General features: G+C 56.4%; 12 protein-coding genes. 6 read left to right on the plus strand and 6 right to left on the minus strand.

Features of this window, described 5'->3' with window-relative positions; genetic code table 11:
- The first annotated feature begins 540 nt into the window (after positions 1–540).
- Complete coding sequence (locus tag JEM67_RS15145) at positions 541–1,731, plus strand: CMD domain-containing protein (RefSeq protein ID WP_199636017.1); 1,191 nt, start codon at positions 541–543, stop codon at positions 1,729–1,731.
- Here the strand turns inward: JEM67_RS15145 and JEM67_RS15150 are convergent, their stop codons facing one another.
- Positions 1,732–2,628, minus strand: coding sequence for a LysR family transcriptional regulator (locus tag JEM67_RS15150; RefSeq protein ID WP_199636018.1), 897 nt, complete (start codon positions 2,626–2,628; stop codon positions 1,732–1,734).
- A 73-nt stretch (positions 2,629–2,701) separates the two neighbouring features.
- Complete coding sequence (gene dacD / locus JEM67_RS15155; RefSeq protein ID WP_199636019.1) at positions 2,702–3,871, minus strand: serine-type D-Ala-D-Ala carboxypeptidase DacD; 1,170 nt, start codon at positions 3,869–3,871, stop codon at positions 2,702–2,704.
- 276 nt (positions 3,872–4,147) lie between these two features.
- Here dacD and JEM67_RS15160 point away from each other — a divergent pair, with 276 nt between their 5' ends.
- From JEM67_RS15160 to JEM67_RS15170, 3 genes are all read left to right on the plus strand, one after another.
- Entirely contained in the window at positions 4,148–6,454 is a 2,307-nt protein-coding gene (locus JEM67_RS15160; protein WP_199636020.1) for an FdhF/YdeP family oxidoreductase, read from the plus strand.
- A 209-nt stretch (positions 6,455–6,663) separates the two neighbouring features.
- Entirely contained in the window at positions 6,664–8,598 is a 1,935-nt protein-coding gene (locus JEM67_RS15165; protein ID WP_199636021.1) for an exoribonuclease II, read from the plus strand.
- 308 nt (positions 8,599–8,906) lie between these two features.
- Positions 8,907–10,967 carry a carbon starvation CstA family protein gene (locus JEM67_RS15170; protein ID WP_199636022.1) on the plus strand — a complete coding sequence of 687 codons (2,061 nt, stop codon included), beginning with the start codon at positions 8,907–8,909 and terminating at the stop codon, positions 10,965–10,967.
- On the opposite strand, the gene fsa is transcribed toward JEM67_RS15170, so the two are convergent.
- A complete protein-coding gene (gene fsa / locus JEM67_RS15175) occupies positions 10,960–11,625 on the minus strand; it encodes a fructose-6-phosphate aldolase (protein WP_199636023.1) in 666 nt (221 codons plus the stop codon). The two genes, JEM67_RS15170 and fsa, sit on opposite strands and share 8 nt — an antisense overlap.
- 344 nt (positions 11,626–11,969) lie before the next feature.
- Between fsa and JEM67_RS15180 the strand changes: the two genes are divergently transcribed.
- Positions 11,970–12,716 carry a DNA-binding transcriptional regulator YciT gene (locus JEM67_RS15180; protein ID WP_199636024.1) on the plus strand — a complete coding sequence of 249 codons (747 nt, stop codon included), beginning with the start codon at positions 11,970–11,972 and terminating at the stop codon, positions 12,714–12,716.
- A gap of 41 nt (positions 12,717–12,757) precedes the next feature.
- Here JEM67_RS15180 and araD read toward each other — a convergent pair whose 3' ends face one another.
- Complete coding sequence (araD, locus tag JEM67_RS15185) at positions 12,758–13,453, minus strand: L-ribulose-5-phosphate 4-epimerase (protein WP_199636025.1); 696 nt, start codon at positions 13,451–13,453, stop codon at positions 12,758–12,760.
- Between the two features lie 370 nt (positions 13,454–13,823).
- Here araD and osmB point away from each other — a divergent pair, with 370 nt between their 5' ends.
- Positions 13,824–14,042 carry an osmotically-inducible lipoprotein OsmB gene (gene osmB / locus JEM67_RS15190; RefSeq protein ID WP_004945176.1) on the plus strand — a complete coding sequence of 73 codons (219 nt, stop codon included), beginning with the start codon at positions 13,824–13,826 and terminating at the stop codon, positions 14,040–14,042.
- A 203-nt stretch (positions 14,043–14,245) separates the two neighbouring features.
- On the opposite strand, the gene yciH is transcribed toward osmB, so the two are convergent.
- On the minus strand, positions 14,246–14,572 hold the full coding sequence (gene yciH / locus JEM67_RS15195; RefSeq protein ID WP_004945179.1) for a stress response translation initiation inhibitor YciH: 327 nt from the start codon (positions 14,570–14,572) through the stop codon (positions 14,246–14,248).
- Positions 14,573–14,582: 10 nt separating this feature from the next.
- Positions 14,583–15,311 (minus strand): orotidine-5'-phosphate decarboxylase, encoded by a 729-nt coding sequence (pyrF, locus tag JEM67_RS15200; RefSeq protein WP_172603358.1) that lies wholly within the window; start codon positions 15,309–15,311, stop codon positions 14,583–14,585.
- Positions 15,312–15,378: the final 67 nt, after the last annotated feature.

Below are 15,378 nucleotides of genomic sequence, written 5' to 3' on the forward strand. Positions count from 1 at the left end.
AGTTTGATGACAAAGTTGTCTTTAAACCCGAGATACCCGGGCCTAGCGCACCGAGGGGCACTCCGGCGGGCAAGCCGCTACGACCCCTTCGGCACGCTCTCCCTAATAACAGGCTTTGTCAGCAGTCTGAAACCCGCTTTCGAGCGGGTTTTTTATTGACGAACAGCCCGCCGCGCTTATCCAATAACCTCAAATACAAATTACAATTTTGTTATATATCATTATATTTTATTCCATTCAGTTATTGATTAGCACTTAACATTATTTTATCTCGCCTATCGAATCGGTGAGGATATCCCCTACGTTGAGCTTATTAAACGACAGGATATCGCACTGATGAACAGCCCCCGCAATCGCCGACTCGCGCAGTTTCTGCTCGCTTTAGCCGCAGGTTTCTCTGTTTATGGTCACGCATTGTGTTGCGATGACCGCCGCTGATCCTGCCATTTCATGCCCGACCCAGGGTATGCACCTCTTTTGTCTTGCCGCCGCTGCCTGTCGCACCGGTGGCCGTTGCTCATGATTAAGGATTACCGCCCTATGGAACTACTACGTCGACAACATAATGCCCAGTGGTATCACGAAACTCAAAGCAGCGTTCGCGGAGACCAACCGCTTGAGCCGCAGGCGGCCACTGTCCGCGACAGATTCTTGCTGGGGCTGGGCGCATTTGCCGACGAAGCGTTGAACACCGCACTGACCGCGCGCGCCGGGGTGTTTAATGCCTCGCACGCCAGCTATCACGTGCTGTTCCCGGATCATGTGGCACTGACAAGAATGGTGACATTGTCACCTTACGATCGCCTTAGTACCGCGCTGACCGTAGCTCAGGTGACTGGCGTTCAATCCCTTTGTAGCCATTACGCTGCTCGCCTCGCCCCGCTGCACAGCCCTGACGCCTCACGTGAAAGCAACATCCGCCTCGCCCAAATCACGCAATACGCCCGGCAGCTCGCCAGCCAACCGACCTTGATTTGCAGCAAAGCGCTGCAACAGCTCAGCGATGTCGGATTAAGCCCGGCGGATATCGTGACCTTCTCGCAGATTATCGGTTTTGTCAGTTACCAGGCGCGCGTCGTCGCCGGCGTGGCTGCGCTGGCCGGGCGGCCAACGGGCGTGGTGCCCGGTTTCCCGAACATAGAGGATGCCGAAGGGGTGGAATTCACCGAAGAGGAACTGGCGTGGCAATCGCGATTACCACCGATAACCCTGGGAGACGCTCGCGCTGAACAGCTCGACGTGCTCGACCAAAGCCACCCGGACGCTCGCAGCGAACCTTATTATCTGCTGCTGGCCCACGATGCCCCCGCGCTGCGCGAACGCAACGGCGTCTTTAACAGCATCAACGCGGACGGTTACGGGTTGTCGGCGCGGTTGAAAGCGCTGGCGACGCTGGCCGTTTCGCGCATTAACGGCAGCCGCTACTGCGCATCGACCGTAGCCCAGGATATTCAGGACACCGCATTGGCCGGCGCCATCTTCACCGACATCAACCACGGGCTGGAAAGCAGCGATAACCCCGTGGCCCAGGCGGTGATCCGCGTTGCCGCAGATCTGACCCGCACGCCGGAAAAGTTCACCCCGCGCAGCGTACAGCCGCTGTTTAACAGCGGGCTGAATCAGGCTCAGGCCCTGGACGTAATCCTCACCGGTGCCCTTTACGCCTGGGAGAACCGTTTACGTCAGACCCTCGGCGACACGCAGACGATCGGCGAGAACCAACCGGCATAATTACTGCAGCAGCCACTGGCTTGCGGCGTCAAAAAAATGCTGGGCCAACGGTGACGCCCGTCCCGGCTCAGCAATCACCACTGCCGCATGCCGCGACATGGCGGGAATGGCGACTGGCCGCCGCTGCAGGTCCGGCGTCATGGCTGGCAGCAAGTTACCTTGCGGAAACAGGCCGCAGCCCAGGCCAACAAAAATGCCTTCCAGCAATTGAAAAATAGACGTGGTTTCCATGCGCGCATGCAGCGTCAACCCGGCTTCACGAAAGTTTTGATCGAGGTAACGACGGAAGTAACGTGTGGGTTCAGCCAGGCACAGCGGCAGCGCGGTGACCTCCGCCAAGGTCAAAGGTTTATCCCCCACCACATGCGGGAAATGCTGCGGATGGAAAACCAATTCGACGCCGGCGTCAGCCAAAGGCTGCGACTGAAAATGCAGCTCTTTCAGCGTCGCCAACTCAAAGAAGCCGATGCCGATATCCACGGTATGCGCCGTCAAGGCCTCCAGCAACTGATCGGCGCTCAACACCGCGACCCGATAGTCCAACTGCGGGAAACGCTCGCTGACCGCTTTCAGCATTTGCGCCAGTGAAATGCTGCACTGCGGCACAGCACCGATACGCAGGGTGCCGTTAAAGCCGTGCTTGAGCGATTCCACCTCCAGTTTCAACCCCTGATAAACCGATACAATCTCGCGCGCCCACGCCAACACACGCTCGCCTTCAGCAGTAAAACCTCCAAAGTTATTACCGCGGTTGATCAACGAAACGCCCAATTCTTTTTCCAGGTTTTTCAACCGCATGGATAACGTAGGCTGGCTAACGAAACTGGCTTCCGCCGCCCGGCCAAAGTGGCGCTCTCGTTCCAGATTACACAGGTAGATCAGTTGTTTAATATCCATAAGGCGGCTCGGGAAATAATGACTGCCCTTAGTATATCACTGCGGGGACTTTTTGGGCGCTGTGCCCGATGGATCAGAGTTTCAGCTTCGCATAGTCCATCAGGCGCGAGAACATACCGCCGTTGTTTACCGGCTGCAGCACCACCAGCGGCAGGGTTTTCAACAGCTTGCCGTTATCGCTGATGCGGATCTCCCCAATCGGCTGCCCCTGTGTCAACGGGGCGTCAAGACGCGACGGGGTTATCACATACTGAGCTTTCAACTTGTCCGCCTCGCGCTTTGGCAGGCTAATGTATTGATCCTGCTCACTGCCCACCGGCACAAGGTGGCGATCACCATACCACACTTTTTCCTGCCCCAGCGTTTGCCCGGCACTAAACAGATGCACGGTGGCAAAATCTCGCAGACCCCAGGTCAGCAGTTTACGGGCCTGATCTTCTCGCCCTTTTGCGCTTTTACCGCCCATCACGACAGCTATCAAACGTCGGTCGCCTTCGGTTGCGGAGGCAATAATGTTAAAACCGGCCGATTCGGTATGGCCCGTTTTCAGGCCATCCACCCGCAGGTTTTTATCCCACAACAGCCCATTGCGGTTCTGTTGGGTAATCCCGTTCCAGGACAGCGATTTCTCGCTGTACATATGATATTCCGCCGGTTCACTCATGATGATGGCGCGCGAAATCACCGCCAGATCGCCGGCCGTAGTGAACTGGCCTGGCGCGTCCAGCCCGTGGACGGTTTCAAAATGGGTATTTTGCAGGCCAAGCTGAGTACTTTTTTCATTCATCAGTTTGACGAACGCGGCCTGGTTACCCGCCACGTAGTCCGCCATCGCCACGCAGGCATCGTTGCCGGAATCAATAATAATGCCGCGACTGAGATCGCGCACCGTGACCCTGTCACCAGGTTTCAGGAACATCAGCGAGGACCCCTTGAACACCGGATTGCCCTGCGCCCAGGCGTCTTTGCCCACGGTCACCACGTCGTCCAGGCCAATTTTGTGCTGATCGAGCGCATGATCAATCACCAATCCGGTCATCAGTTTGGTCAGGCTGGCCGGATTGCGCCGTTCGTCCGCATTGCTCTCCGCCAATACCTGGCCGGTGGTGTAATCCATCAATACGTAAGAGGCCGCGTCTATCGCCGGCGGTGTATTGAGAGGGAAACTGAGTGGCGCATCCGCCGCCTGTACTGCCAACGGCAGCAGAACTCCGGTTATCACAGACAATACTGAACGCTTCACTCACCCATCCTTAAATAAAATTCTAATATAATCCGCGAGATAGACTGCACTAAAGGAATGCTCAGCGGAATCATTAGTCTTTTTCAGGGGATAACATAGTGAAACTATTTGTATGTCCAGCCGAGGAGCAAGACAACGCGCGATAAATCCGCTCTATGCCGCGATTACCTAATTCTATTAGACGCTCATGCCCTACCCACCTAAACTTGCGACATAAATACCTATAACGATTAAAGAATCGTTTACTTTTTAGCTACAACACATGCGAAGACAATCATGAAATTCAAACCGTCAATAAAGCCGTATACCGGCGCGGCAGGCGGCTGGGGTTCACTCGAAGCCACCACGCGCTACGTGCTCGACAGCAAACAGACGCTGAAAAATCTGCGCAATCTGATGCGCGTGAATAAGGTACGCGGCTTCGACTGTCCGGGCTGCGCTTGGGGCGACGACAATCACAGCACATTCAGCTTTTGCGAAAACGGCGCCAAGGCGGTCAGTTGGGAAGCCACGCGCAGTGCGGTTGAACCGGCGTTTTTCGCCACCCACAGCGTCAGTACCCTGCAACAGCAAAGCGACTATTTCCTCGAGTATCAGGGGCGCATTACCCATCCGATGCGCTATAACGCCGAAACTGACCATTACCAGCCGATCGGTTGGCCGGACGCGTTAGCGCTGATCGCCCGGCACATCCAACAGATGGATAATCCAAACCAGATCGAACTTTATACCTCCGGCCGCGCCAGCAACGAAGCCTCTTATCTGTATCAGCTGTTCGGCCGCATGCTCGGCACCAGCAATTTCCCCGACTGCTCGAACATGTGTCATGAGGCCAGCGGCGTCGGGTTGAAACAAAGTATCGGCGTAGGCAAAGGCACCATTCGCATGGATGATTTTGAAAAAGCCGACGCCATCTTTGTGTTCGGCCAAAATCCCGGCACCAACCATCCACGCATGCTGCACAGCCTGAAAAACGCTGCCGCTCGTGGGGCGCGCATCGTCAGTTTTAATACCCTGCGCGAACGCGGTCTGGAGCGCTTCGCCGATCCGCAAAACCCTATTCAGATGTTGACGCCGGCATCTTCGCCGATAAGTTCTGCTTATTTTCAGCCCAACCTCGGCGGGGATATGGCGGCAGTACGCGGCATGGTGAAAGCTCTGCTGGAAAACCATCGCCAGCGTTTGGCTGCCGGTGAATCAGGCCTGTTCGATTTGGCGTTCATTGAACAGCACAGCGTCGGCGTGGAAAGCTACCTGGCGCAGGTGGATGCCACCTCCTGGACCCACATCATTCAACAGTCTGGCCTCAGCGAAGCGCAGTTGCGGCAGGCGGCGGCAATTTATCAGGGCGCCGAACGGGTGATTTGCACTTGGGCGATGGGCATCACACAGCATAAGCATTCGGTGCCGACGGTGCGCGAGATAACCAACCTGCAACTGCTGTTCGGTCAGTTGGGTAAACCGGGCGCCGGTCTGTGCCCGGTTCGCGGCCACAGCAACGTACAGGGCAACCGCACCATGGGCATTGACGAGAAATCACCCAAGGCGCTGCTCGACAGCCTGGAAAAACATTTCGACTTCTCCCCACGACGCGAGCCGGGCCATAACACGGTAGAGGCTATCGAAGCGATGCTGCGCGGTGAAGTGAAGGTGCTGCTGGCGCTGGGCGGTAACCTGGCGGCGGCCGCACCGGATACCGAACGCACCGCCCGTGCCCTGCGCTGCTGCGATCTGACGGTGCATATCAGCACCAAGCTCAACCGCAGTCATCTGGTCACAGGTAAAGACGCGCTGATTCTGCCAACGCTGGGGCGTACCGAGCAGGATCTGCAGGCCAGTGGCCCGCAGTACATCACGGTAGAAGATTCATTCAGCATGGTTCACGCCTCCGAAGGCGTCGGTAAACCGCTGGCGGATACCCAACGGTCGGAAACCGCCATTGTCTGTGGCATCGCCAATGCGGTGCTGGGCAACAAGCCGTTGGACTGGCTGGCGCTGGCGGATGACTATTCGCTGATCCGCGACCATATCGCCGCCACCGTTCCCGGTTTCGAGGATTTCAACCGTCGCTGCGATCAACCCGGCGGTTTCTATTTGGGTAATGCCGCCGCCGAATTGCGTTTCGCCACGCCTAGCGGTAAAGCGGAATTCAGCGCAGCCCCGCTGCCAAAGAGTGTGCTCCCGGATTTCGACGGCAAAAAAGCGCCCTTTACGCTGCAAACCCTGCGTTCCCACGATCAGTACAACACCACCATCTATGGGTTGGACGACCGCTATCGCGGCGTGTATGGCCAGCGTGAAGTGCTGTTCATCCACCCGGAAGATCTGGCGGCGTTGGAGATGCAGGACGGTGAGTTGGTGGAGATCGAAACCCTGTGGAATGACGGCGTCATTCGCAAGGTGAGCGGTTTCAAACTGGTGAGCTACGATATTCCGCGCGGCAACCTGGCGGCCTACTATCCGGAAACCAACCCGCTGGTGCCACTGGCCAGCTTTGGCGACGGTACCGGCACACCGACTTCCAAATCCATTCCGGTGACGATCCGCCGCTGCGCGGCGCAACCGACACGGCGTATCGCCTGACCTGATGCGCCCGGTTTACGCCGGGCGCATGACGCTCTGCGGCCACCTTGCGCGCGGCGGTTTTCTTTCCCGCCTTTTGATCGTCGGATATTCAGTAAAATCGCGTGCTAACGCAGGAAAACCGTGACGTTAGGCTTGCCCGCAGCGGGTGATTCGCGTAAAACTGTCTGCCGCAAATCTTGCCACTCACAACCCATTCACTGGACGATATGTTTCAAGATAACCCGCTGCTGGCGCAGCTTAAACAGCAACTTCACTCTCAGACCCCGCGCGTTGAAGGCGTAGTAAAAGGAACTGAGAAAGGCTTTGGCTTTCTTGAGGTCGACGGTCAAAAGAGCTATTTCATCCCACCGCCGTACATGAAGAAAGTCATGCATGGGGATCGCGTGATCGCCACCCTGCACACCGAGAAAGAACGCGAAATCGCCGAGCCGGAAACCCTGGTCGAGCCATTCCTGTCGCGCTTTGTCGGCCGCGTGCAGAAGCGTGATGACCGCCTGTCCATCGTGCCCGACCATCCGTTGCTGAAAGACGCGATTCAGTGCCGCCCGGTGCGTGAACTGACCCACAACTTCCAGGCCGGTGACTGGGCGGTAGCGGAAATGCGCCGCCACCCGTTGAAAGGCGATCGCGGCTTCAACGCCGATCTGACCCACTTCATCACCGACGGCGAAGATCATCTGGCTCCTTGGTGGGTCACGCTGGCCCGCCATAATCTGGAAAAAGAAGCACCGGAGATGGTGGCCATCAGCGAACCGGACGCCGCGCTGCCGCGTGAAGATCTGACCGCGCTGAATTTTGTCACCATTGACAGCGCCAGCACCGAGGATATGGACGATGCGTTGTTCGTTCAGGACAACGGCGACGGCTCACTGCAACTGACTATCGCCATTGCCGATCCTACCGCTTACGTAGAACAAGGCAGCCCGTTGGATGATATCGCCCGCAAGCGCGCCTTCACTAACTACCTGCCGGGCTTCAACATTCCGATGTTGCCGCGCGATCTGTCTGATAACCTGTGCTCGCTGCGCCCGAACGAACGCCGTCCGGTACTGGCTTGCCGCGTCACCATCGGTACCGATGGCGCATTGGCTGACGACATTTGTTTCTTCGCCGCCGAGATCGAGTCAAAAGCCAAACTGGTTTATGACGAAGTGTCCGACTGGCTGGAAGGCATTGCCGGCTGGCAGCCGCCAAGCGACGAGATTGCACAGCAAATCACCCTGTTGAAACGCGTCTGCGATGCTCGTAACGCCTGGCGCCACCAGCATGCTCTGGTGTTCAAGGACCGCCCTGATTACCGCTTTGTTCTGGGCGAAAAAGGTGAAGTGCTGGACATCATCACCGAACAACGCCGCACTGCCAACCGTATCGTTGAAGAGTGCATGATTGCCTCCAACGTGTGCGCCGCCATCGTACTGCGCGATCGCCTGGGCTTCGGGATTTACAACGTGCATACCGGTTTCGATCCGGCGCTGGTTGAACAGGCGGTTACCGTGCTGCAAGCCAACGGTGTGGAAGCCGATGCCGAGAAACTGCTGACGCTGGACGGGTTCTGCGAACTGCGCCGTCATCTGGACTCGCAACCTACCCAGTTCCTCGACAGCCGTATCCGCCGTTCCCAGACCTATGCCGAGATCAGTACCACGCCAGGCCCGCATTTCGGCCTGGGGCTGGAAGCCTACGCCACCTGGACCTCACCGATCCGTAAATACGGCGATATGGTCAACCACCGTCTGCTGAAAGCCATCATCGCCGAACAGCCTGCCGAAAAACCGCAGGACGACGTGACGGTCCAATTGGCGGAACGCCGTCGTCTTAACCGCATGGCGGAGCGTGACGTCGGTGACTGGCTGTATGCACGCTACCTGAAAGACAAAGCCGGCACCGATGAGCGCTTCAATGCGGAAATCATCGACGTGACCCGCGGCGGCCTGCGCGTACGCCTGCTGGACAATGGTGCTGTCGCCTTTATCCCCGCGCCGTTTATTCACTCGGTGCGTGATGAAATGGTCTGCAGCCAGGATACTGGCACGGTGCAAGTGAAAGGCGAAGTCGTCTATCGCCAGAGCGATACTCTGCAGGTCAATATCGCCGAAGTGCGTATGGAAACCCGCAGCGTGATCGCCCGACCGACGGCATAATCTTGCGAGAGTAGCCCAACGTCATGTAAACACCGGCAGGGAAACCTCCGGTGTTTTTTTTCGTCGGTTGACAAGGCTACATCGGTGAAAGGACCCGAATGATGTGAGGCGTCGGTATCGCCGGTTTACGTCCCTTACAGGTCCCCGCAACAGCGACATCACATTGTTTTTACGCTATTACTCAACCAGCATCACATTTCTCATCCGACCTGCTACTTTTCGCGCACAAAACTCCTATTTTTAATCTGTATTCATTCTCTATAAGAACACCTCTTTCTTTATCTCTGTACACCAAGGAGTTGTTGATCATGAAAAACGTCAAGTCCGGGATCATCTGGCTGGTGGTGGCGTTAGTCGGTGCATTTGCCTTCGCCATGCTGGCGCTCAGCCGCGGAGAGCATGTTAACGCGGTCTGGCTGGTGGTGGCTGCCGTCGCCTGTTACAGCATCGCTTACCGTTTCTATAGCCTGTTCATCGCCAAGAAAGTGTTTGAGCTTGACGACCGCCGTATGACGCCGGCGGAACGTCGTAACGATGGCCTGGACTATGTCCCGACCAACAAGTGGGTGCTGTTTGGTCACCACTTTGCCGCCATCGCTGGCGCCGGGCCACTGGTGGGGCCGATTCTGGCCGCGCAGATGGGCTTTTTACCGGGCACCATCTGGATCCTTGTCGGCGTAATGCTGGCCGGTGCGGTGCAGGACTTCCTGATCCTGTTCATCTCTACCCGCCGCGACGGCCGATCGCTGGGTGAAATGGCCAAACAGGAACTCGGCGCCTTCGCTGGGGTGATCACCATGCTTGGTGCTCTGGGCGTGATGATCATCATTCTGTCTGCGCTGGCTCTGGTGGTGGTAAAAGCGCTGGCCGACAGCCCCTGGGGGCTGTTCACCATCGCCGCTACCATTCCTATCGCGCTGTTTATGGGCGTGTACATGCGTTTTATCCGGCCGGGAAAAATCGCCGAAATCTCGGTGGTCGGCTTCGTGCTGATGCTGCTGGCGATCATTTACGGTGGCAATGTGGCGCAACACCCTTACTGGGGCCCCTTCTTTACGCTGCATGGCACCACGCTGACCTGGGTGCTGGTGATTTACGGTTTCGTCGCTTCGGTGCTGCCGGTATGGTTGTTGTTGGCGCCCCGTGACTATCTTTCCACTTTTATGAAGATTGGCGTCATTATCGGGCTGGCGATAGGCATCGTCTTTGCCATGCCGGAAATGAAAATGCCTGCGGTATCACGGTTTATCGACGGCAGCGGCCCGGTATTCGCCGGTTCACTGTTCCCGTTCCTGTTTATCACCATCGCCTGCGGCTCGATTTCCGGCTTCCATGCGTTGGTATCCAGCGGCACTACGCCGAAACTGGTGGAACGTGAAAGCCACATCCGTTTTATCGGTTATGGTGCCATGCTGATGGAGTCCTTCGTGGCCATCATGGCGCTGATTTGCGCCTCGGTGATCGACCCCGGCGTTTACTTCGCCATGAACTCTCCGGCGGCGCTGATTGGCACCACGGTGGAAAATGCCTCGCTGGTCATCAACAGCTGGGGCTTTATCATCACGCCGGAAACCCTGACGATGATCGCCAAAGACGTGGGTGAACATTCGATCCTGTCGCGCGCTGGCGGCGCACCGACCTTTGCTGTGGGGATGGCGCACATCATCACCGAAGTGTTTAACAGCCGCGCGATGATGGCGTTCTGGTATCACTTCGCCATTCTGTTTGAGGCGTTGTTCATTCTGACCGCCGTCGATGCCGGCACCCGCGCCTGCCGCTTTATGGTGCAGGATCTGGTTGGCGTGGCGATCCCTCGGCTGGCCAACACCCGCTCATGGTTCGGTAATCTGGCAGGGACGACGGTGGCCGTCGCCGGTTGGGGGTTCTTTGTTTATCAAGGTGTGGTCGATCCGCTCGGCGGCATCAACACCCTGTGGCCGCTGTTCGGCATCGGCAACCAGATGCTGGCCTCAATGGCGTTGATCCTCGGTACCGTGGTGCTGTTTAAAATGAAAAAACAGCGCTACGCCTGGGTGACCATTCTGCCAACCGTCTGGTTGTTCATTACCTCGATGACCGCCGGCTGGCAAAAAATCTTCCACGAGAAACCCAGCATCGGCTTCCTGGCGCAGGCGAAGAAATTCTCCACCGGCATTGAACAAGGCACACTGATTGCCCCGGCCAAATCGCTGAAAGATATGGAAACCATTGTCTTCAGCAACCAGATTAACGCGGCTTTGTGTGCGTTCTTTATGCTGGTGGCGGTAACCATGCTGGTTTCTGCGTTCTTTGTGATCCGCCGGGCGCTGAACGCCAGCCAACCTACGGCAAATGAGTCGCCAGTCGTCTTGCGAGAAGAAACTAGTTAAGCAGGTTGGTACCGAATGCCCCCTGCCAATCCTGCTCGAACTTTTCGACCGCCGCCTGTACCGCCGGAGCGGCAAGGAACTGTTCGGCTACATCGACAGGCAAGGTAATGGCCTGGCAACCCGCCAGCAGGCACGCCAGTGCCTGCCGCGGGGTCTTGAAACTGGCGGCCAGCATCCGGGTGCCCGGTGCATGCAACGTCAGCAATTGCTGCAGTTCATGCACCATTTCGATGCCGTCACTGCCCTGCGCGTCCAGCCGGTTAACGTAGGGGGCTACGTATTCCGCGCCGGCCAGCGCCGCCAACAACCCCTGGCCGGCACCGTAGACTGCAGTGCCCAGCGTTGGAATAGACATCGATTTCAGTTTTTTAATCGCCGCCAACCCTTCTGCGGTCGCTGGGATCTTGACCACCAATCCAGGCACTCGCTGATGAAGCAGCGCCGCCTCCGCCACCATGCGCTCGGCATCGTTGGCCATCACTTGGGCAAACAGCTTGCCGGTCCCGCCCAGTGCATCACGCAGCGCCGGCAGCACCTCCCAAATGGGTTTCCCCTCTTTGGCGACAAGGCTCGGATTGGTAGTGACGCCGTGCAGCGGCAGAATGCGTGCCAGACGTTTTACAGCATTCACATCAGCGGTATCGAGATAAAGCTCCATGACGAACTCCTGCATCTTCTGTGGACGAACTCAAACTCTCATCATAGTAGGACAAAAGAACTTATGATTTTTGATCACAATCAAATCAATTTTCATTCAAAACCCCTTTAATATGAAAACCCAGTAATTGAATGGCTGATGACTTGCGCTCTTCACTCTGCAGCGCTATTCAATCCCTGCCGATCCGAGCACTTGCAGCGTAGTCTGCTCACATCGCTGGATATTCCGCTTTCTTTACCGCATCATCTTCTGACGCGTAGGGTGGTATTATTGCGCGAACAGAACATACTATTTAAACAATAAATATTAGCGGCCACACATTGGTAGCCGCACATCAGGTCGATATGAATTCAAGACAACAAACAATTCTGCAGTTGGTGAACGAGCGCCAAAAGATCAGCGTCAGCGATCTGTCGCGCACCACCGGTGTTTCAGAGGTCACTATCCGGCAGGATTTGAACCTGCTGGAGAAGCGCAGCTATCTGAAACGGGTGCACGGTTCTGCGCTGGCGCTGGAAAGCGACGACGTCGATGCCCGCATGATGTCCAATTTTTCTCTCAAGCAGAAGCTGGCGCGATTTGCCGCTGCGCAGGTTAACGACGGCGAAACCATCTTTATAGAAAGTGGCAGCACCAATGCCCTGTTGGCACGCTATATTGCCGAGCGCAAAACCATCACGCTGATCACTGTCAGCCACTATATCGCCAACCTGCTGAAAGAGAGCGATTGCGAGGTGATAGTGCTGGGTGGCATGTATCAGAAAAAGAGTGAGACCGTGGTAGGGCCATTGACGCGCATGTGCATTCAGCAAGTGCATTTCAGCAAGGCGTTCATCGGCATTGACGGCTACCATGCGGAAACCGGCTTTACCGGCCGCGATATGATGCGCGCCGACGTGGTCAACGCCGTGCTGGCGAAGGGCGTGGAAAATATCGTGCTGACAGACTCGTCTAAATTTGGTCAGATCCAACCCAATCCTTTGGCACTGCATGGAAAGGTTGATCGGGTGATCACCGATTCGCGCCTGGAATTGGAGTATCAACATCAGTTGAAACGCCAGGGAGTTCGGTTGGACAGGGTCAGCGATTAAACGCCCCATGGAACGGCGGGCATGGATTGCCCGCCTGATGATCACTGCCCGTAATAGGCGTTTTTGCCGTGCTTGCGCAAGTAGTGTTTATCCAACAGCGTTTGCTGCATGTTCGCCAGCCCAGGCGTCAACTGGCGTGAAAAAATCCCCATATAGGCAATCTCCTCCAGCACGACGGCATTGTGCACCGCGTTCTCCGCGTCTTTCCCCCAGGTAAATGGACCGTGCGAATGTACCAGTACCGCCGGCATGCTGGCCGGATCCAATCGCCTTTCGCGGAAGGTTTCGACAATCACCCTGCCGGTCTCCCATTCATAACGCCCGGCGATTTCCTCATCCCGCATTGTTCGCGTACAAGGAATGTCACCGTAGAAGTAATCGGCATGAGTCGTGCCCCAGGCGGGAATATCCTGGCCGGCCTGCGCCCAGATGGTGGCATGTCGCGAATGGGTGTGCACGATGCCGCCGACCGCGTCGAACTCGAGATACAATGCCCGGTGGGTATCACTGTCTGAAGAGGGTTTTTTATTGCCTTCCACCACTTTGCCGCTTTCGAGTTCCACCACAACCATGTCGTCACGGGTCATCACCGCATACTCCACCCCCGAAGGTTTGATCACCATCAGCCCTGCCTGGCGATCGACGGCACTGACGTTGCCCCAGGTGAAGGTCACCAGATGATGGTGTGGCAATGCCAGATTAGCGTCCAATACCTGCTGTTTGAGATCGTTGAGCATTTGTCTTTCCCGGTTAAGCCTGTCTGCGAATATTGTCGGTAGGCCGGCGACGGGGCGGTATGGCATAAATCGCTAAAGACCGCGTAGGCTTCTGCTGGATGCGGAGTTCTGTGGGGTTAGCGGCGAATTGCTCATATCAACGAAGGAGAGGCATCTGGAATTTCGGACTATTTACCTGTTTATTGGCCAACAGAAGCTTATAGTGAATTTGGGCAGAGAGACCGCTTTCAACTTTTTATTGTTCTGCCTTTAACAAATAATGCCATTTTTTATATCGATACTGTATGGGAGCCGATAGCAGGCCGAATTTATGGTTCACGCCTATACTTAAAGGGCACTTCCATATAGCCAATGCTAAGGAGAAGTCATTATGATGATTATCAATAAACGTTTCGCCACCGCCGCTCTGGCACTGACTCTGGCGTTTTCACTCAGCGCGTGTTCCAACATGTCCAAACGCGACCGTAACACCGCAATTGGTGCCGGCGCAGGGGCCGTAGGCGGTGCAGTGCTGACCGATGGCAGCGCATTGGGTACGCTTGGTGGGGCCGCCGTTGGGGGTATCATTGGTCATCAGGTAGGCAAATAACCTGCCCGGCCACTTCATCTACCTCTGCCGACAGGCTGGCAAAAGCGTTTTCGCTTTGACGCATTAAGCATAATAAAGATTATTTCAGGTCTGTTTTACCTTCAATCCATGGCGTTTTCGCCATCGACGGGCTCCGGCCCGACAGCACGACCTAAGCCATGCCGCAGCTATTACACCGCGGCATGGCACTCCGCCTGCAGCCGTTAACCGCCCGCCAGCTTGACCTTCATTCCTTTGGCTTCCAGCAACTGCTTAAGCAGATCGCGCTTATCGCCCTGGATCTCGATCACCGCGTCTTTGACCGATCCGCCGCAGCCACATTTCTTCTTCAGCTCTGCCGCCAGCTTTTCCAGCGCCGCATCGTCCAAGTCAATTCCGGTGATCAGGCAAACGCCTTTCCCCTTGCGTCCGCTGGTCTGGCGCTGAATGCGCACGATGCCATCACCCTTGGTTCGCTGCGGTTTGGCCTCTTCTTGCTTGATACGTCCGCTGTCGGTGGAATAAACCAGCCGGCTATTGTCGTCATTCATCTCGAGCCCCTCAGGCCAGGGAAGCGCGAATAGCGCTCAGCGTAGCGGCAGGATCGGCGGATTGGGTGATCGGACGCCCAATCACCATATAATCTACCCCGGCGGCCTGTGCCTGCACCGGCGTCATAATGCGGCGCTGATCGCCAGCTGCACTGCCTTCTGGACGAATGCCTGGCGTGACCAGTTGGAACTGACGCCCGCAGGCCGCTTTCAGCCGTTCAGCTTCATGCGCCGAACAGACAACGCCGTCCAGCCCGCAATCACGGGTCAAACGCGCCAGCCGCTCAGCCTGCTCAGCCGGGGAAATATTGATACCGATAGCCTGCAGATCCTCCGCCTCCATACTGGTAAGAACGGTAACGGCGATCAACAACGGCGCCTCTGCGCCATAAGGCAGCAACGCCTCTTTAGCAGCGGTCATCATGCGTGCACCGCCGCTGGCGTGGACGTTAACCATCCATACGCCCAGTTCGGCCGCGGCCGCTACCGCATGGGCCGTGGTATTGGGGATATCGTGGAATTTTAAATCCAGGAATACGTCGAAGCCACGATCGTGCAAATCACGCACCAGCTGCGGCCCAAACAGGGTGAACATTTCTTTGCCCACTTTTAACCGGCAGTCCTGTGGATTAATGCGATCGACAAACGCCAATGCGGCGCCAATATCTGCGTAATCCAACGCAACGATGATTGGAGATGATTTTAAGTCATTGTTATTGATGTTATTTTCAGACTTCATTTCTTCTACCTTCTTTAAAATGGACATAACCAGGTAACAACCCACCAAACTGACCGCCGCATTCTAC

The sequence above is a fragment of the Serratia sp. PAMC26656 genome (assembly GCF_016469055.2).
Lineage (GTDB): Bacteria > Pseudomonadota > Gammaproteobacteria > Enterobacterales > Enterobacteriaceae > Serratia > Serratia plymuthica.